This window comes from Leclercia sp. GLN_9 (assembly GCF_043105735.1).
GTDB lineage: Bacteria > Pseudomonadota > Gammaproteobacteria > Enterobacterales > Enterobacteriaceae > Enterobacter > Enterobacter adecarboxylatus.
Map to the genome: position 1 here is coordinate 1 of NZ_JBICLV010000027.1, position 18,388 is coordinate 18,388.

Sequence of the window (18,388 nt, forward strand, 5' to 3'; positions counted from 1 at the left end):
GAGAGGGAGAAAACCATCCCGAGCACAGTCTGCTCCCTCCTCCTTTGGGGAGAATGAGAAAACCACACCACGCACGGTCTATCCCCTCTCCCCTTTGGGGAGAATGAGAAAACCACACCACGCACGGTCTGTCCCCTCTCCCCTTTGGGGAGAGGGTTAGGGTGAGGGGAAATCGCTACGGCCTGATGCCCTCACCCCGGCCCTCTCCCACGAGGAGAGGGTGCAAACACTAAAAACGACAACCAGGTTGCCGTTTTGCTTTTACTTACTGCACCGGGCTTAAGGTGATCTCAACGCGACGGTTCTGCGCTTTGCCTTCTGCCGTGCTGTTGCTGGCGATCGGATTGGCCGGACCCATGCCGCTGGTGCGAATGCGATTTGCCGCAACGCTCTGAGTGATCAGCGCGCTGGCTACCGCGTCGGCACGCTGCTGGGAGAGACGCATGTTCAGGTCCTTGCTGCCGGTGCTGTCGGTATAACCCAGCACGTTCACCGCGGTTTTTTCATACTCTTTCAGCACCATCGCCACGCCGGTCAAGGTGTTGGCACCCTCAGGTTTCAGCGTCGCGCTATTGCTGTCGAAGGTCACGTTGTTCGGCATGTTCAGAATGATGTTATCGCCACTGCGGGTGACGCTTACGCCAGTCCCTTTCATTTTGTCGCGCAGCTTCGCTTCCTGCACGTCCATATAATAACCGGCACCGCCACCCAGCGCTGCGCCTGCTGCGGCACCAATCAGGGCACCTTTGCCGCGATCTTTTTTCGAGGAGGAGAGGACGCCAACGCCTGCCCCTACCAGGGAGCCGATACCAGCGCCAATGCCTGATTTACCCGCTTCGCGTTCGCCGGTGTAAGGGTTGGTGGTGCAGCCTGAAACAACCAGTGCGCCGCTGACTACGGCGGCAATCATAAGTGCGCTTTTTTTCATCTTCTTTCCTTAAGCTTTTTTATTCTTTGCCACGACGGGCGTGGCGGTTGATTATGACGTGCAGTTACGGAGAAAATTCCGGGGATAACTCTTAAATTTGTGTCAAACCATAAACAGCCTCAATGAAGGCTGAAAAAACCTGCAACCGGCAATCCAGGAGCACACGCTGTGACCACTTCTACAAAAACCATTCTGACGGCAGCCCACTGGGGGCCCATGCTGGTCGAAACCGACGGCGACAAGGTGTTGTCATCCCGTGGCGCGTTGCCGACGCAACACCCTAACTCCTTGCAAACCGCGGTGCGCGACCAGGTGCACAGTAAAACTCGTGTGCGCTGGCCGATGGTGCGTAAGGGCTTTCTGGCGTCACCCGAAAATCCACAGGGGGTGCGTGGGCAGGATGAATTTGTGCGCGTCAGCTGGGATCAGGCGCTGGATCTCATCGATGCGCAGCATAAACGTATACGCGAGAGTTATGGCCCGTCGTCGATATTTGCCGGTTCGTACGGCTGGCGCTCGAACGGCGTGCTGCACAAGGCGGCGACCCTGCTTCAGCGCTATATGAGCCTGGCGGGGGGCTACACCGGCCATCTGGGGGACTACTCTACCGGGGCGGCGCAGGCCATCATGCCCTATGTGGTGGGTGGCAACGAGGTGTACCAGCAGCAGACCAGCTGGCCACTGGTGCTGGAGCACAGCGAGGTGGTGGTGCTGTGGAGCGCTAACCCGCTCAACACCCTGAAAATTGCCTGGAACGCCAGCGACGAGCAGGGCATCCCCTATTTTGATGCGTTGCGTAAAAGTGGCAAACGCCTGATCTGTATCGATCCGATGCGCTCCGAAACCATGGATTTCTTTGGCGAGAGTGCCGAGTGGATCGCCCCGCATATGGGCACCGATGTGGCGATGATGCTGGGTATTGCCCATACTCTGGTGGAGAATGGCTGGCAGGATGAAGCCTTCCTTGCGCGTTGCACCAGCGGCTACGAGACATTTGCCGACTACCTTCTCGGCGCGACGGACGGCATCGCCAAAACCGCAGAGTGGGCTGCTGAGATTTGCGGCGTTCCGGCAGAGAAGATCCGCGAACTGGCGGCATTATTCCATAACAACACCACCATGCTGATGTCCGGCTGGGGTATGCAGCGCCAGCAGTTTGGCGAGCAGAAGCACTGGATGCTGGTCACTCTCGCGGCGATGCTTGGCCAGATCGGTACTCCGGGCGGCGGCTTTGGTCTTTCATACCACTTTGCCAACGGCGGTAACCCGACCCGGCGCGCAGCGGTGCTGGCCTCCATGCAGGGGTCAGTCAAAGGCGGTACGGATGCGGTGGATAAAATCCCGGTCGCCCGTATTGTCGAGGCGCTGGAAAACCCGGGTGGCTTCTATCAGCACAACGGTCTGGATCGCCACTTCCCGGATATTCGCTTCGTCTGGTGGGCGGGCGGAGCCAACTTTACCCATCATCAGGATACTAACCGCCTGATCCGCGCCTGGCAAAAGCCGGAGCTGGTGGTGATCTCCGAGTGCTTCTGGACCGCGGCGGCGAAGCATGCCGATATTGTACTGCCGGCGACCACCTCGTTTGAACGTAATGACATGACCATGACCGGCGATTACAGCAACCAGCACATGGTGCCGATGAAGCGGGTCGTGCCGCCGCGCGATGAAGCGCGTGATGATCTGGAGGTGTTTGCCGAGCTGAGCGAGCGCTGGGAGCAGGGCGGGGGCGAGCGCTTTACCGAAGGCAAAACCGATCTGGAGTGGCTGGAGACCTTCTATCAGATCGCCGGGCAGCGTGGCGCGGCACAGGGGGTGACGTTAGCGCCCTTTGCCGAGTTCTGGGAGGCCAACGCCATCGTCGAGATGCCAGCGTCCGACGAGAACGCGAAGTTTGTGCGTTTCGCCGATTTCCGTCGCGATCCCGAGAATCATCCGCTGAAAACCGAGAGCGGTAAAATTGTCATTCATTCTGAGCGCATCGCCAGCTTCAATTATGCCGACTGTCCACCGCACCCGATGTGGCTGGAGCCGGACGAGTGGCAGGGTAATGCCGAGCCGGAACAGCTGCAGGTGCTCTCTGCTCATCCGGCGCACCGTCTGCACAGCCAGCTGAACTACTCCTCACTGCGCGAGCAGTATGCGGTGGCCGGGCGCGAGCCGGTGACATTACACCCGGATGATGCGAAAGCGCGCGGCATTGCCGATGGCGACGTGGTGCGCGTCTGGAACCATCGCGGCCAGGTGCTGGCCGGCGCGGTGGTGAGCGACGGCATCAAGCCGGGAGTGATCTGTATTCATCAGGGGGCATGGCCGGATCTGGATGCTGAGAATGGCGGAATTTGTAAGAACGGGGCGGTCAACGTGCTGACCAAAGATCTCCCCAGCTCGAAGCTGGGGAATGGCTGTGCGGGGAATACCGCGCTGGCGTGGCTGGAAAAATATCAAGGGCCGACGCTTACGCTGACGGCGTTTGATCCGCCTGCCAGCTCATAAGCCAGGTCGGGTGTTGGGTATCTTCCTGCCAGGCGCTGTCTTCAATACGAAAGCCCTGAGCATGGTAGAAATTCACCGCCCGACTGTTCTTCTGGTAAACCTCCAGGCTTAACGACGGGTAGCGCTGCTGCACATGGTGGATCAGCGCATGCCCGATCCCCTGTCCGGCATAAGCCGGGTCGACAAACAGCGCGCCGACATAGGCTGACTGCATCACGCTGATAAAGCCGCGAAGCTGGCCTTTCTCTTCCCACACCCAGGTCTCTGCCGACGGCAGGTAGACCTCCCGTACCACCGGCTCGCTCTCCTGCCAGTACTGCGCATCAATAAATGGATGGGCCACGGTGGTGCTCTCCAGCCAGAGAGCCAGCAGTGGTTCGACATCGTCATTGAGCCATTTGCGGATCATCTTGACCTCCTGGATGACAGTGGCAGGACGTGACGTGATCGTTAACCAGCCCGCAGGCCTGCATAAAGGAGTAACAGATTGTGGTGCCGACGAACTTAAAGCCACGCTTTTTCAGCGCCTTCGACAGGGCATCTGAGGCGGGCGTAGAGGTGGGTATCCCGGCGAGTGTCGCCGCCTGGGTCACCTGTGGGGTGTTATCGACAAAGGACCAGACGAAATCGCAGAACAGCTCGCCATTCTCCTCCATCGCTAAATAGGCCCGGGCGTTGCCAATAATGGCTTCGATTTTGCCGCGATGGCGAATGATCCCCGCATCCAGCACTAACCTGTCGACGTCGGCGGTGGTCATCCCGGCGACAAGGACCGGATCGAACTGGTGGAAGGCGCGGCGGTAGTTTTCCCGTTTTTTAAGCACGGTGATCCAGGATAACCCGGCCTGCTGGCCCTCAAGGCAGATCATCTCAAACAAATTCTTTCCGTCAGTTTCCGGCACGCCCCACTCTGTATCGTGATAGGCGATGTAGAGTGGATCCTGGCTAACCCAGCCACAACGTTGCATCGGTTGTCTCCCTTTTTGCTCCTGAAATTTCAAAAATTTCAATCGGCCCGGCTTGACGTGTCATCTAAAGAGACAATAGTTAATACAGGCTGATACGCAACATTCTTCATGTAACCGCGTAGCCTCACTATAAACAATCACAAATATCGCCGAATTCGGCTCTTCTCTGGAGTCGCTTTGATGATTATAAAAAAAATAAGTGGCCGCCATGCCGTAGGCCTGGTGAGTTTCGTGGCCTGTCTGCTGACAGGCAACACAGCAAATGCCTGGCAACAGGAATATATCGTTTCAGATACGAAAAGTAATACCACTGAGCGTTATACATGGGATGACGATCACCCACCGCGTTATGAAGATATTTTAAAAGAGCGGATCCTCTCTTCACAAAATATGCCCGGACTGGCGCTGACGTTGCCCGATACGTCACCGACGGACGCCACCAGCACGATGAGCGTGGGCTGGAGTATTCCCATTATCCGCCGTGTCACCACCGGACCGGTTGCCGCCTGGCATTACGACGGCTCCACGCCCAATATGTATAACGAGTTTGGTGATAGCGTGAATACCCAATCGCTGACCGACCCGCTGTGGCACGCCAGCGTCAGCACCCTGGGCTGGCGCGTCGATACGCGGCTGGGCGATGTGCGGCCCTGGGCGCAGATTAGCTATAACCAGCAGTTCGGTGATAATCAATGGAAGACGCAATCCGGGCTGGGGCGACTGACGCCGTCAACGCAGTACGGCAACTGGATGGATGTTACCGTTGGGGCCGATATGCTGATCAACCCCCATATGGCCGCCTATGCGTCAATGTCGCAGGCCGAGAATATGTCCACCGGAGAAGATTATCTCTATACGCTTGGTGTCAGCGCCAGGTTCTGAATACAGCGCATGAATGACCTGGTTTCCTCTTCTCTGGGGCGGGTACAGGCAGTCGTCCAGGTCATTCATTCCTGATTTTAGGCATTTCATTCCCGCCTCTCTGCACTTCATGCCGTTTTACCCCTGCTCATGTAGGGTTTTGGTTATCGTTGTCAGCAGTGAATTTCCCTTTTTTCTGCTGCAGGACAACTGCCATGAATACACCCTCTTATAATCGCACCCGCTGGCTGACCCTTATCGGTACCATCGTAACCCAGTTTGCGCTGGGTTCAGTCTATACCTGGAGCCTGTTTAATAGCGCGCTCTCCGACAAACTCAATGCTCCGGTCAGCCAGGTGGCATTCTCCTTTGGTTTGCTGAGCCTGGGTCTGGCGCTCTCTTCCTCCGTGGCCGGTAAATTGCAGGAACGCTTCGGCGTGAAGCGCGTCACTATGGCCTCCGGGATTTTGCTGGGGGTCGGCTTCTTCCTGACCGCACACTCCAACAACCTGATGATGCTGTGGCTAAGCGCCGGGGTGCTGGTGGGGCTGGCGGATGGCGCGGGCTATCTGTTAACCCTGTCGAACTGCGTGAAATGGTTCCCGGAACGTAAAGGGTTAATCTCCGCCTTTGCCATTGGCTCTTATGGTCTCGGCAGCCTGGGCTTTAAATTTATCGACAGCCACCTGTTGGCCACCGTCGGTCTGGAAAAAACCTTCATGATCTGGGGCGCTATCGTGCTGGTGATGATCCTGTTTGGGGCCACACTGATGAAAGATGCGCCGCAGCAGCAGGTGCAGACGGTCAACGGTGTTGTGGAGAACGACTTTACGCTGGCTCAGTCAATGCGTAAGCCACAGTACTGGATGCTGGCGGTAATGTTCCTGACTGCCTGTATGAGTGGCCTGTATGTTATTGGCGTGGCAAAAGATATTGCCCAGGGGATGGTGAAACTGGATGCCGCAACGGCGGCTAACGCGGTGACCATTATCTCTATCGCCAACCTCTCTGGCCGCCTGGTGCTGGGGATCCTGTCTGATAAAATCGCCCGCATCCGCGTGATCACTATCGGCCAGGTGGTGTCGTTGGTAGGGATGGCAGCGCTGTTATTCGCGCCGCTCAATGAAGTGACCTTCTTCGCCGCCATCGCCTGTGTTGCCTTTAACTTCGGTGGGACTATTACTGTCTTCCCGTCTCTGGTCAGTGAATTCTTCGGCCTGAATAATCTGGCAAAAAACTACGGCGTTATTTATTTAGGCTTTGGTATCGGCAGTATTTGCGGTTCGCTTATCGCTTCGCTGTTTGGCGGCTTTTATGTCACCTTCTGCGTTATATTCGCCTTACTTATCCTTTCCCTGGCGCTTTCCACCACTATTCGCCAGCCGCAGCGCGAAGTATTTAAACAAGCGCATGCCTGATTAAACCTCACTCTAAGGGCCGGATATTCCGGCCTTTTTTGTTTCTGCAAGACGTTACGAACACGTCATGAGTATGTCATCGGACTTGTTTTTTTGTAAATATTTGCAGGGATCACATTCTCTGTTGCCACTTTTCCTTTTCCCTGTGGTCTACTTACCGCGCTTAAAGACGTTTCCGATAACTGTCCCTGAGCAGTCAATTATCTTGTTTACTTTTTAACCAAAAGTGAAACGGTTTTACTTTACCTTTTTCCAGGTTGCATTAATGAAATATATCAAAGCGATGACGCAACAAAAGCTCAGCTTTTTGCTCGCGTTGTACATCGGTCTGTTTATGAATGGCGCGGTTTTTTTCCGTCGGTTTGATGGTTATGCGCAAGACTTTACCGCCTGGAAAGGAATCGCTGCGGTCGTTGAACTGGTTGCCACTGTACTGGTTACCTTCTTTTTGCTGCGTCTGCTGTCGTTGTTTGGACGGCGTATCTGGCGCGTACTCGCCACGCTGGTGGTGTTGTGCTCGGCGGGTGCCAGCTATTACATGACATTTATGAACGTGGTGATTGGCTACGGCATTATTGCCTCGGTCATGACCACGGATATCGACCTCTCGAAAGAGGTGGTCGGTTTGCACTTTATTCTCTGGCTGGTTTGCGTCAGCGTTCTGCCGCTGCTGCTTATCTGGAACAACCGCTGCCGCTATACGTTATTGCGCCAACTGCGTACGCCAGGGCAGCGCATCCGAAGCGCCGCTGTGGTGGTGCTGGCAGGATTAATGGTCTGGGGGCCAATTCGCCTGCTTGACCTGCAACAGAAAAACGTTGAGCGTACCTCCGGCGTGGATATGCCGAGCTACGGCGGCGTGGTGGCGAACTCGTATCTGCCATCCAACTGGATCTCTGCGCTGGGGTTATACGCCTGGGCGCAGGTGGATGAGTCCTCCGATAATAAATCGCTGATGAACCCGGCGAAGAAATTCACCTATCAGGCGCCGTCTGACATCGATGATACCTATGTAGTCTTCATTATTGGTGAAACCACGCGCTGGGATCATATGGGTATGCTGGGCTATGAGCGGGATACCACACCGAAGCTGGCGCAGGAGAAAAACCTCGTCGCCTTCCGCGGTACTTCCTGTGATACCGCCACTAAGCTCTCGTTGCGCTGCATGTTCGTGCGTGAAGGTGGGGCAAGCGATAACCCACAGCGGACCCTGAAAGAGCAGAACGTCTTCTCGGTACTGCGTCAGCTTGGCTTTAGCTCTGACCTCTACGCGATGCAGAGCGAGATGTGGTTCTACAGCAACACCATGGCCAACAATATCGCCTACCGCGAGCAGATTGGCGCCGAGCCGCGTAACCGCGGTAAGAGCGTGGACGACATGCTGCTGATCGACGAGATGCAGCGCTCTCTCCAGAACAATGAGAACGGTAAGCACCTGATCATCCTGCATACTAAAGGGTCGCACTTTAACTACACCCAGCGTTATCCACGCAGCTTTGCTAAATGGACGCCGGAGTGTAAGGGCGTGGATAAAGACTGCAGCAAAGCGCAGCTGATCAACTCTTATGACAACACGGTGACCTATGTAGATCACTTTATCGACAGCGTGATTGATCAGGTGCGCGATAAAAAAGCCATCGTCTTCTACGCTGCCGACCACGGTGAGTCGATTAACGAGAAAGAGCACCTGCACGGCACGCCGCGCAAGATGGCACCACCGGAGCAGTTCCGTGTGCCAATGATGGTGTGGATGTCCGACAAGTATCTGGAGAACCCGGATAAAGCCAAAATGTTCGCTCATCTTAAAGAGCAGGCGGATATGAAAGTGGCGCATCGTCATGTAGAGCTGTACGACACTATTCTCGGTTGCCTCGGTTATACCTCGCCAGACGGCGGGATTAACGAGAATAACAACTGGTGTAAAGTGCCTGACGGCGCTGCAAAAGCCGCAAAATAACTGGTCTGGCGACTTTATAGCCGATCGAAAGGCTTTTGCTAAATAAGGGATTGACGGAGGCAGAGCGTAGCAGTAAGATGCGCTCCGCATTCGGCGAGTAGCGCAGCTTGGTAGCGCAACTGGTTTGGGACCAGTGGGTCGGAGGTTCGAATCCTCTCTCGCCGACCACATTCGAAAACCCCGCTCATTTGAGCGGGGTTTTTTGCATCTGAAGGTTATGAGGATGAGAACCTCCGGGGAAGGAGGTTCGACTCGAGCAAAGCGAGAGAACGTTGCTTCAGCAACGGCCCGCAGGGCGAGTCACGAAGTGACGAGTAATCCTCTCTCGCCAACCACATTCGAAAACCCCTCTCTTTGAGCGGGGTTTTTTGCATCTGAAGGTTATAAGGATGAGAACCTTCGGGGAAGGAGGTTCGACTCGAGCGAAGCGAGAGAACGTTGCTTCAGCAACGGCCCGCAGGGCGAGTCACCAAGTGACGAGTAATCCTCTCTCGCCGACCACATTCGAAAACCCCGCTCATTTGAGCAGGATTCTTTGCATTTATCGCCCGCAGAAATGAATGCTTCGCAAGACTTACTCCGCATAATTCCACAAAATACGCCTTACCTCTGTTTAGCCCTGTCTGTTAACGTATTTGTGACATATTCCATTGTATTTTTTTATCTTTGGATTGATCTTTTTTCGCGTTGCTTATGGATAACCTCAGCATTTTCCCCTGTGCGTTTTAACGTTCATGGCATTTAGTGCGCAGATAATCGCCATTATAAAAGAAAATTTACCCTGGTTGAATAAATGTTAATCACTGGTTGTAGCAGATTGCATAGAGAGTTGTGCTGCATCATGGCGGGTAGCATAAATTTCCCTGCTGAAAATACGCCCCGGTAGTTTTTTTAATCTTTGTTTGCCAATTCTCACACTTAGCGTAAATCCCCGTCACCTGTATTGACGTTTTCACATTCTGTTGACAGATTGTAGGGCACGAGGGGCAATTCAGGGAGGATCTGCGCTGCAACTCAGTCGCTATTCTGAAAGGAATCTCCATCCCTTATTACGCCTCAGGGCAACACCGACCGGACCGGGTAAAAAACAAATTAAAGGTCAGGCGGAGTAACACAACAAAAACATCACATTGGAGCAGAATAACAATGAGTATTTCCTTGAAGAAGTCAGGGATGCTGAAGCTTGGTCTGAGCCTGGTGGCTATGACCGTCGCAGCAGGCGTACAGGCAAAAACCCTGGTCTACTGTTCTGAAGGCTCGCCGGAAGGCTTTAACCCACAGCTCTTTACCTCTGGTACGACGTACGACGCAAGCTCTGTACCAATCTATAACCGTCTGGTTGAATTCAAAACCGGTACCACGGAAGTTATTCCGGGTCTGGCAGAGAAATGGGAAGTCAGCGAAGACGGTAAGACCTATACCTTCCACCTGCGCCAGGGCGTGAAGTGGCAGGACAGCAAAGACTTCAAACCTACGCGCGATCTGAATGCAGACGACGTGGTGTTCTCCTTCGATCGTCAGAAGAATGCTCAGAACCCATACCATAAAGTCTCTGGCGGCAGTTATGAGTACTTCGAAGGGATGGGCCTGCCAGACCTGATCAGCGAAATCAAAAAAGTGGACGACAATACCGTTCAGTTCGTACTGACGCGTCCAGAAGCACCGTTCCTGGCTGACCTGGCCATGGACTTCGCCTCTATTCTGTCAAAAGAATATGCCGACAACATGCTGAAAGCCGGCACGCCGGAGAAAGTGGACCTGAACCCGGTCGGTACCGGTCCGTTCCAGCTGCTGCAGTACCAGAAAGACTCCCGTATTCTGTATAAAGCGTTCGAAGGTTACTGGGGCACCAAGCCGCAGATCGACCGTCTGGTCTTCTCCATCACGCCTGACGCTTCCGTACGTTACGCTAAGCTGCAGAAGAACGAATGCCAGGTGATGCCGTACCCGAACCCGGCTGACATCGCGCGCATGAAGCAGGACAAAAACATCAATCTGATGGAGCAGGCTGGCCTGAACGTGGGCTATCTCTCCTTCAATACCGAGAAGAAACCGTTTGATGACGTGAAAGTGCGTCAGGCGCTGACTTACGCGGTGAACAAAGAAGCGATCATCAAGGCGGTTTATCAGGGCGCTGGCGTTGCCGCGAAGAACCTGATCCCACCAACAATGTGGGGCTACAACGACGACGTTAAGGATTACACCTACGACGTTGAGAAAGCGAAAGCACTGCTGAAAGAAGCGGGCCAGGATAAAGGCTTTACCGTTGAACTGTGGGCAATGCCAGTACAGCGTCCTTACAACCCGAACGCGCGCCGTATGGCCGAGATGGTTCAGGCTGACTGGGCGAAAATCGGTGTTCAGGCCAAGATCGTCACTTACGAGTGGGGCGAGTACCTGAAGCGTGCTAAAGCAGGTGAGCACCAGGCCGTCATGATGGGCTGGACCGGCGACAATGGGGATCCAGATAACTTCTTCGCGACCCTGTTCAGCTGCGCAGCGGCGAAAGACGGTTCTAACTACTCTCGCTGGTGCTACAAGCCGTTTGAAGACCTGATTCAGCCGGCGCGTGCTGCAGAAGATCACAACAAGCGTATCGAACTGTACAAGCAGGCTCAGGTTGTTATGCATGACCAGGCGCCAGCACTGATCGTCGCTCACTCAACCGTATACGAACCAGTACGCAAAGAAGTGAAAGGCTATGTGGTTGATCCACTGGGCAAACACCACTTCGAAAACGTTTCTGTTGAATAATAAGTAGGGTGTTCTCCCTCTCCTTTTGGGAGAGGGCAGGGGTGAGGGGCATGCATGCACCCCCTCACCCTAATCCTCTCCGTCACGGAGAGGGAATTTACATTTGTGAGCAATACAGACGTCGCGCCCTCCCGCGTACGTCATTAGAGAGAATCCGGGTTATGTTGCAGTTCATCCTCCGACGTCTGGGACTAGTTATCCCCACGTTTATCGGTATCACCCTTCTCACCTTTGCCTTTGTCCATATGATCCCCGGTGACCCGGTAATGATTATGGCGGGCGAGCGTGGAATTTCTCCTGAACGTCATGCACAACTGTTGGCCGAACTGGGGCTGGATCAGCCTATGTGGCAGCAGTATCTCCACTATATCTGGGGTGTGATGCACGGTGATTTGGGTATTTCGCTGAAAAGCCGTCTGCCGGTGTGGGAAGAGTTCGTGCCGCGCTTCCAGGCAACGCTTGAGCTTGGTGTCTGCGCCATGATTTTTGCCGTCGCCGTGGGTATTCCGGTGGGCGTGCTGGCTGCGGTGAAACGCGGCTCCATCTTTGATCATACTGCCGTTGGCCTGGCGCTGACCGGCTACTCCATGCCTATCTTCTGGTGGGGCATGATGCTGATCATGCTGGTATCGGTGCAGCTTAACCTGACGCCCGTCTCGGGACGCGTCAGCGATATGGTCTTCCTCGATGATACTAACCCGCTGACCGGCTTTATGCTGATCGACACGGCTATCTGGGGCGAAGAGGGCAACTTTATTGATGCGCTGGCGCACATGATCCTGCCTGCCATGGTGCTCGGTACGATCCCGCTGGCGGTTATCGTGCGTATGACCCGTTCGTCAATGCTTGAAGTGCTGGGCGAGGATTACATCCGTACCGCCCGTGCCAAAGGCCTGACCCGCATGCGGGTAATCATCGTTCATGCCCTGCGTAACGCCATGCTGCCGGTGGTGACCGTTATTGGTCTGCAGGTGGGGACGCTGCTGGCAGGGGCGATCCTGACCGAAACTATCTTCTCCTGGCCGGGACTGGGCCGCTGGCTGATTGACGCGCTGCAACGCCGTGATTACCCGGTGGTGCAGGGCGGTGTACTGCTGGTGGCGACGATGATTATCCTCGTCAACCTGCTGGTCGATTTGCTGTACGGCGTGGTGAACCCGCGTATTCGTCATAAGAAGTAAGGGGCCATCATGTCACAAGTTTCTGAAAATAAAGTGGTCGCAGCACCGGTGCCAATGACGCCGCTGCAGGAGTTCTGGCACTACTTCAAACGCAATAAAGGCGCGGTAGTGGGATTGGTGTACGTTACCATCATGATCATTATCGCGGTGTTTGCGAACTTTCTTGCACCTCATAACCCGGCGGATCAGTTCCGCGACATGCTGCTGGCACCGCCAGCCTGGCAAGAAGGCGGAACATTCGCTCACCTGCTGGGTACCGACGATGTCGGTCGCGATGTGCTGTCCCGTCTGATGTACGGTGCGCGTCTGTCCCTGCTGGTCGGCTGTCTGGTGGTCGTGCTTTCGCTGATCCTCGGGGTTGTCCTCGGCCTGATTGCAGGTTACTTCGGCGGGCTGGTTGATAACATTATTATGCGTGTCGTCGACATCATGCTTGCCCTGCCGAGCCTGCTGCTGGCGCTGGTGCTGGTGGCCATCTTCGGTCCGTCGATCGGCAACGCCGCCCTGGCCCTGACGTTCGTGGCGCTTCCTCACTATGTGCGATTAACGCGCGCGGCAGTGCTGGTGGAAGTGAACCGCGACTACGTCACCGCGTCTCGCGTGGCGGGTGCGGGCGCGATGCGTCAGATGTTCGTCAACATTCTTCCAAACTGCCTTGCGCCGCTGATTGTTCAGGCGTCGCTCGGTTTCTCAAACGCCATTCTCGATATGGCTGCTCTTGGCTTCCTTGGCATGGGTGCGCAACCGCCAACACCGGAGTGGGGCACCATGCTCTCCGACGTGTTGCAGTTCGCGCAGAGCGCCTGGTGGGTCGTGACCTTCCCGGGTCTGGCGATCCTGCTGACGGTGCTGGCATTTAACCTGATGGGTGATGGTCTGCGTGATGCACTTGATCCCAAACTGAAGCAGTAAGAGGCACGAGATGGCGTTATTAAATGTAGATAAATTATCGGTGCACTTCGGTGACGTAGGCTCCGAGTTTCGCGCCGTAGATCGGGTTAGCTACAGCGTAAATCAGGGTGAAGTCGTTGGCATCGTGGGTGAGTCAGGTTCCGGTAAATCGGTCAGCTCACTGGCGATCATGGGTCTGATTGATTACCCGGGCCGCGTAATGGCGGAAAGCCTGGAGTTCAACGGTCAGGATCTGAAGCGCATTTCAGAAAAAGAGCGCCGCAACCTGGTCGGTGCCGAAGTGGCGATGATCTTCCAGGATCCGATGACCAGCCTTAACCCGTGTTACACCGTCGGTTTCCAGATTATGGAAGCGATTAAGGTGCACCAGGGTGGGAATAAGCAAACCCGTCGTCAGCGGGCAATCGATCTGCTGAACCAGGTCGGTATTCCTGACCCGGCCTCGCGTCTGGATGTTTATCCGCACCAGCTCTCCGGCGGGATGAGCCAGCGCGTGATGATCGCCATGGCGATTGCCTGTCGTCCGAAGTTGCTGATTGCCGACGAACCGACAACCGCGCTGGACGTGACCATTCAGGCGCAGATCATCGAGCTGCTGCTGGAGTTGCAGCAGAAAGAGAATATGGCGCTGATCCTGATCACCCATGACCTGGCGTTAGTGGCCGAAGCCGCGCACAAAATTATCGTGATGTACGCCGGACAGGTTGTTGAAACCGGCAACTCGCACGATATCTTCCGTGCGCCGCGTCACCCCTATACCCAGGCACTGCTGCGCGCCCTGCCGGAGTTTGCCCAGGACAAAGCGCGTCTGGCGTCACTGCCGGGCGTGGTGCCGGGTAAATATGACCGTCCGACCGGCTGTCTGCTGAACCCGCGTTGCCCGTATGCCACGGACAAATGCCGCATCGATGAGCCGGAACTCTATACCCTCAGCGACGGCCGTCAGTCTAAATGTCACTACCCACTCGATGACGCCGGGAGGCCCACACTATGAGTACGCAAGAGGCCACCATGCAACAGCCACTGCTGCATGCTATCGATCTGAAAAAACACTACCCGGTGAAGAAAGGGCTGTTTGCCCCGGAACGTCTGGTTAAAGCACTGGATGGCGTCTCCTTTACCCTTGAGCGCGGTAAGACATTAGCGGTGGTGGGTGAGTCCGGGTGTGGGAAATCCACACTGGGCCGCCTGCTGACCATGATTGAAACCCCGACCGGTGGCGAGCTGTATTATCAGGGCCAGGATCTGCTGAAGCACGATCCCGACGCGCAGAAACTGCGTCGCCAGAAAATCCAGATTGTCTTCCAGAACCCGTATGGCTCGCTGAACCCGCGCAAGAAAGTGGGGCAGATTCTGGAAGAGCCGCTGCAAATCAACTCTACGCTGAGCAAAGAGCAGCGTCGTGAGAAGGCGCTGGCGATGATGGCGAAAGTAGGGCTTAAGACTGAGCACTACGATCGTTACCCGCATATGTTCTCCGGCGGCCAGCGTCAGCGTATTGCTATCGCCCGTGGTCTGATGCTTGACCCGGATGTGGTGATCGCCGATGAACCGGTCTCCGCGCTGGACGTGTCCGTCCGTGCGCAGGTGCTGAACCTGATGATGGATCTGCAGCAGGATTTAGGCCTGTCGTATGTCTTCATCTCTCATGACCTGTCGGTAGTGGAACACATCGCGGATGAAGTGATGGTGATGTATCTGGGACGCTGCGTGGAGAAGGGGACGAAAGACCAAATCTTTAATAACCCTCGTCACCCTTATACCCAGGCATTGCTCTCTGCGACACCGCGCCTGAACCCGGATGAGCGCCGGGAGCGTATTAAGTTAACGGGTGAGCTGCCAAGCCCGCTTAACCCGCCGCCGGGCTGTGCTTTCAATGCCCGCTGCCGTCGTCGCTTTGGGCCATGTACCCAGTTGCAACCGCAGTTGAAAGACTACGGCGGTCAACTGGTGGCATGCTTCGCTGTCGATCAGGATGAAAACGGCGAAAAGCCTCAGGTATAAGTCATAAAAAAACCGGCGAACTCGCCGGTTTTTTGTTTTCAGGCCCGGGCAAGCGACGTGCCGCCGGGCTTGTATCGTTACTTGCGCAGACGCACATGGTCGACAGCGTGTTTCTCACTCTTGGTGAGGATCAGGCTGGCGCGTTCCCGCGTTGGCAGGATGTTCTCTTTCAGGTTCACGTAGTTGATCTCGTTCCACAGCGAGGTCGCCACATTTACCGCTTCTGCTTCAGAAAGCTGGGCGTAGTTATGGAAGTAAGAGTCAGGATCGGTGAACGCCCCTTCGCGGAACTTCAGGAAGCGGTTGATGTACCAGTTTTGCAGCAGCGCTTCCGGCGCATCGACATAAATAGAGAAATCGACGAAGTCAGAGACAAACACATGATGCGGGTCATGCGGATAATCCATTCCACTCTGCAGAACGTTTAGTCCTTCCAGAATCAAAATGTCCGGCTGTACCACCGTTTTGTCGCCGTCAGGGATGCGGTCGTAAATCAGGTGCGAGTAGACGGGGGCTGTTACGTTCGGCACGCCGGATTTCAGATCCGAAACAAACTTCACCAGACGGTGCATATCATAAGAGAGCGGGAAGCCCTTCTTCTTCATCAGGCCGCGTTCTTTTAACACCTCGTTCGGATGCAGAAAACCGTCGGTAGTGATCAGCTCAACGCTGCGGTGTTCAGGCCAGCGGCTCAGCAGCGCCTGCAAGACACGCGCGGTGGTGCTTTTACCCACGGCGACGCTGCCGGCAATACTAATGATATAAGGAATGCGCTGCCCGTTTGTACCGAGGAACTGCTCCAGTACGACCTGTCGGCGGAGGTTGGAACTGATATAGAAATTCAGCAAACGCGATAAAGGCAAATATATTTCGGCCACTTCTTCAAGCGACAGGTCTTCGTTTATCCCTTTTAACCGTGCGATTTCGCCTTCCGTTAAGGTCATGGGGACGGAGTCACGCAGAGCAGCCCACTGGCTGCGGCTAAACTGGAGATAAGGCGTCATTAACGTTTGCTCTTTTTTGCTCATAAGCATGCTTGAGTGAAGCGTCTCATCCCACAGTAGGGGCTAGCCATGCGGGGTATGGCACATCACATAATAGTTAATTTTGGACAATGCGCAGGAGGGTAACACCAGATGAGCCGAATAATAAGAAAAAATGTGGCCCAGTGTTGCGTTAAGCGGGAATGGTCACAGACAGTGTCTGCGACCTTTTGCAGTCATTAAATGATGAATATTTGCGCGCATTTGCTTAGAAATACAGCGTTATTCTCTCTTCTCGCACAAAATGTGAGCGAAAGAACGATTTATGCAAATTTTTAGTTGCATGAACCTGCGGGTCTCCCTAAAATGCGCGCTACTTGATGCCGACTTAGCTCAGTAGGTAGAGCAACTGACTTGTAATCAGTAGGTCACCAGTTCGATTCCGGTAGTCGGCACCATCAAGTCCGGTGGGGTTCCCGAGCGGCCAAAGGGAGCAGACTGTAAATCTGCCGTCACAGACTTCGAAGGTTCGAATCCTTCCCCCACCACCACTTTCTGGCAGCGTTAACGCCGCCGGAGCTGGTTGGAAAAATTAACCAGCTCGAACTTAAAAAGAGAGAAATCTCTTTTTTTGTTACAGAAAGAACTGGGTAGCCGAGTTTCAGGATGCGGGCATCGTATAATGGCTATTACCTCAGCCTTCCAAGCTGATGATGCGGGTTCGATTCCCGCTGCCCGCTCCAATACGTGCTGATATGGCTCAGTTGGTAGAGCGCACCCTTGGTAAGGGTGAGGTCCCCAGTTCGACTCTGGGTATCAGCACCACTTCACTTCTCCCTCCCGTTTCTCTCTGTTTCAATGTAAATGAATTCAACAGTTCAGGCATTTCGCCTGGTTGATGTGGTGATATCACCGATTTATCCGTGTCTTAGAGGGACAATCGATGTCTAAAGAAAAGTTTGAACGTACAAAACCGCACGTTAACGTCGGTACTATCGGCCACGTTGACCATGGTAAAACAACGCTGACCGCTGCAATCACTACCGTTCTGGCAAAAACCTACGGTGGTTCTGCTCGTGCATTCGACCAGATTGATAACGCACCAGAAGAAAAAGCTCGTGGTATCACCATCAACACTTCTCACGTTGAATATGACACCCCGACTCGCCACTACGCACACGTAGACTGCCCGGGCCACGCCGACTATGTTAAAAACATGATCACCGGTGCTGCGCAGATGGACGGCGCGATCCTGGTTGTTGCTGCAACTGACGGCCCAATGCCTCAGACCCGTGAGCACATCCTGCTGGGTCGTCAGGTAGGCGTTCCTTTCATCATCGTGTTCCTGAACAAATGCGACATGGTTGATGACGAAGAGCTGCTGGAACTGGTTGAGATGGAAGTTCGTGAACTTCTGTCCCAGTACGACTTCCCGGGCGACGACACCCCAATCGTTCGTGGTTCTGCGCTGAAAGCGCTGGAAGGCGAAGCAGAGTGGGAAGAGAAAATCATCGAACTGGCTGGCTACCTGGATTCCTACATCCCAGAGCCAGAGCGTGCGATTGACAAGCCGTTCCTGCTGCCTATCGAAGACGTATTCTCCATCTCCGGTCGTGGTACCGTTGTTACCGGTCGTGTAGAGCGCGGTATCATCAAAGTTGGCGAAGAAGTTGAAATCGTTGGTATCAAGGACACTGCTAAGTCTACCTGTACCGGCGTTGAAATGTTCCGCAAACTGCTGGACGAAGGCCGTGCCGGTGAGAACGTTGGTGTTCTGCTGCGTGGTATCAAACGTGAAGAAATCGAACGTGGTCAGGTTCTGGCTAAGCCAGGCTCCATCAAGCCGCACACCAAGTTCGAATCTGAAGTGTACATCCTGTCCAAAGACGAAGGCGGCCGTCATACTCCGTTCTTCAAAGGCTACCG

At 54.8% G+C, this 18,388-nt stretch carries 14 protein-coding genes, 5 tRNA genes and 2 other RNA genes; 17 read left to right on the forward strand and 4 right to left on the reverse strand.

Features of this window, described 5'->3' with window-relative positions; translation table 11 throughout:
• Positions 1–265 precede the first annotated feature (265 nt).
• Positions 266–928, reverse strand: a complete 663-nt coding sequence (locus tag ACF8PE_RS18620) for an OmpA family lipoprotein (RefSeq protein ID WP_059308975.1) — start codon at positions 926–928, stop codon at positions 266–268.
• A gap of 168 nt (positions 929–1,096) precedes the next feature.
• Between ACF8PE_RS18620 and ACF8PE_RS18625 the strand changes: the two genes are divergently transcribed.
• Positions 1,097–3,424 (forward strand): molybdopterin guanine dinucleotide-containing S/N-oxide reductase, encoded by a 2,328-nt coding sequence (locus ACF8PE_RS18625; protein ID WP_392495162.1) that lies wholly within the window; start codon positions 1,097–1,099, stop codon positions 3,422–3,424.
• On the opposite strand, the gene ACF8PE_RS18630 is transcribed toward ACF8PE_RS18625, so the two are convergent.
• Both ACF8PE_RS18630 and tag read right to left on the reverse strand, forming a co-directional pair.
• A complete protein-coding gene (locus tag ACF8PE_RS18630; protein WP_059308974.1) occupies positions 3,387–3,833 on the reverse strand; it encodes an N-acetyltransferase in 447 nt (148 codons plus the stop codon). The genes ACF8PE_RS18625 and ACF8PE_RS18630 overlap by 38 nt on opposite strands.
• Positions 3,811–4,392 carry a DNA-3-methyladenine glycosylase I gene (tag, locus tag ACF8PE_RS18635; protein WP_144883615.1) on the reverse strand — a complete coding sequence of 194 codons (582 nt, stop codon included), beginning with the start codon at positions 4,390–4,392 and terminating at the stop codon, positions 3,811–3,813. The genes ACF8PE_RS18630 and tag overlap by 23 nt, the downstream gene beginning before the upstream one ends.
• Positions 4,393–4,572: 180 nt before the next feature.
• Between tag and ACF8PE_RS18640 the strand changes: the two genes are divergently transcribed.
• From ACF8PE_RS18640 to dppF, 11 genes are all read left to right on the forward strand, one after another.
• Positions 4,573–5,274 (forward strand): autotransporter domain-containing protein, encoded by a 702-nt coding sequence (locus tag ACF8PE_RS18640; protein WP_032615858.1) that lies wholly within the window; start codon positions 4,573–4,575, stop codon positions 5,272–5,274.
• Between the two features lie 194 nt (positions 5,275–5,468).
• On the forward strand, positions 5,469–6,671 hold the full coding sequence (locus ACF8PE_RS18645; RefSeq protein WP_032615860.1) for an MFS transporter: 1,203 nt from the start codon (positions 5,469–5,471) through the stop codon (positions 6,669–6,671).
• A gap of 265 nt (positions 6,672–6,936) precedes the next feature.
• Complete coding sequence (eptB, locus tag ACF8PE_RS18650; RefSeq protein ID WP_077226495.1) at positions 6,937–8,628, forward strand: kdo(2)-lipid A phosphoethanolamine 7''-transferase; 1,692 nt, start codon at positions 6,937–6,939, stop codon at positions 8,626–8,628.
• A 91-nt stretch (positions 8,629–8,719) separates the two neighbouring features.
• Positions 8,720–8,796, forward strand: a tRNA-Pro gene (locus ACF8PE_RS18655).
• A gap of 35 nt (positions 8,797–8,831) precedes the next feature.
• A non-coding RNA gene (locus tag ACF8PE_RS18660) (RtT sRNA) lies at positions 8,832–8,963 on the forward strand.
• 34 nt (positions 8,964–8,997) lie between these two features.
• Positions 8,998–9,129: non-coding RNA, RtT sRNA (locus tag ACF8PE_RS18665), on the forward strand.
• 645 nt (positions 9,130–9,774) lie between these two features.
• The gene (gene dppA / locus ACF8PE_RS18670) at positions 9,775–11,382 is read left to right on the forward strand and encodes a dipeptide ABC transporter periplasmic-binding protein DppA (protein WP_032615864.1); all 1,608 of its coding nucleotides are present in this window, start codon (positions 9,775–9,777) and stop codon (positions 11,380–11,382) included.
• 161 nt (positions 11,383–11,543) lie between these two features.
• Positions 11,544–12,563, forward strand: coding sequence for a dipeptide ABC transporter permease DppB (gene dppB, locus ACF8PE_RS18675; protein ID WP_032615866.1), 1,020 nt, complete (start codon positions 11,544–11,546; stop codon positions 12,561–12,563).
• Positions 12,564–12,572: 9 nt separating this feature from the next.
• Complete coding sequence (gene dppC / locus ACF8PE_RS18680) at positions 12,573–13,475, forward strand: dipeptide ABC transporter permease DppC (protein WP_032615868.1); 903 nt, start codon at positions 12,573–12,575, stop codon at positions 13,473–13,475.
• Positions 13,476–13,485: 10 nt separating this feature from the next.
• Positions 13,486–14,469, forward strand: coding sequence for a dipeptide ABC transporter ATP-binding protein (gene dppD, locus ACF8PE_RS18685; protein WP_032615870.1), 984 nt, complete (start codon positions 13,486–13,488; stop codon positions 14,467–14,469).
• Positions 14,466–15,479, forward strand: coding sequence for a dipeptide ABC transporter ATP-binding subunit DppF (gene dppF / locus ACF8PE_RS18690; RefSeq protein ID WP_059308972.1), 1,014 nt, complete (start codon positions 14,466–14,468; stop codon positions 15,477–15,479). Before dppD ends, dppF begins: the two co-directional genes overlap by 4 nt.
• 77 nt (positions 15,480–15,556) lie before the next feature.
• Here the strand turns inward: dppF and coaA are convergent, their stop codons facing one another.
• Entirely contained in the window at positions 15,557–16,507 is a 951-nt protein-coding gene (coaA, locus tag ACF8PE_RS18695) for a type I pantothenate kinase (protein WP_392495163.1), read from the reverse strand.
• Between the two features lie 337 nt (positions 16,508–16,844).
• On the opposite strand from coaA, the gene ACF8PE_RS18700 reads away from it, so the two are divergent.
• The 5 genes from ACF8PE_RS18700 to tuf all read left to right on the forward strand — a co-directional run.
• Positions 16,845–16,920 (forward strand) — tRNA-Thr (locus ACF8PE_RS18700).
• An 8-nt stretch (positions 16,921–16,928) separates the two neighbouring features.
• Positions 16,929–17,013, forward strand: a tRNA-Tyr gene (locus tag ACF8PE_RS18705).
• A 117-nt stretch (positions 17,014–17,130) separates the two neighbouring features.
• Positions 17,131–17,205, forward strand: a tRNA-Gly gene (locus ACF8PE_RS18710).
• Between the two features lie 6 nt (positions 17,206–17,211).
• Positions 17,212–17,287: transfer RNA gene (locus tag ACF8PE_RS18715), tRNA-Thr, on the forward strand.
• Between the two features lie 118 nt (positions 17,288–17,405).
• On the forward strand, positions 17,406–18,388 hold a 983-nt coding region (gene tuf / locus ACF8PE_RS18720; RefSeq protein WP_392495164.1), incomplete at its 3' end, for an elongation factor Tu.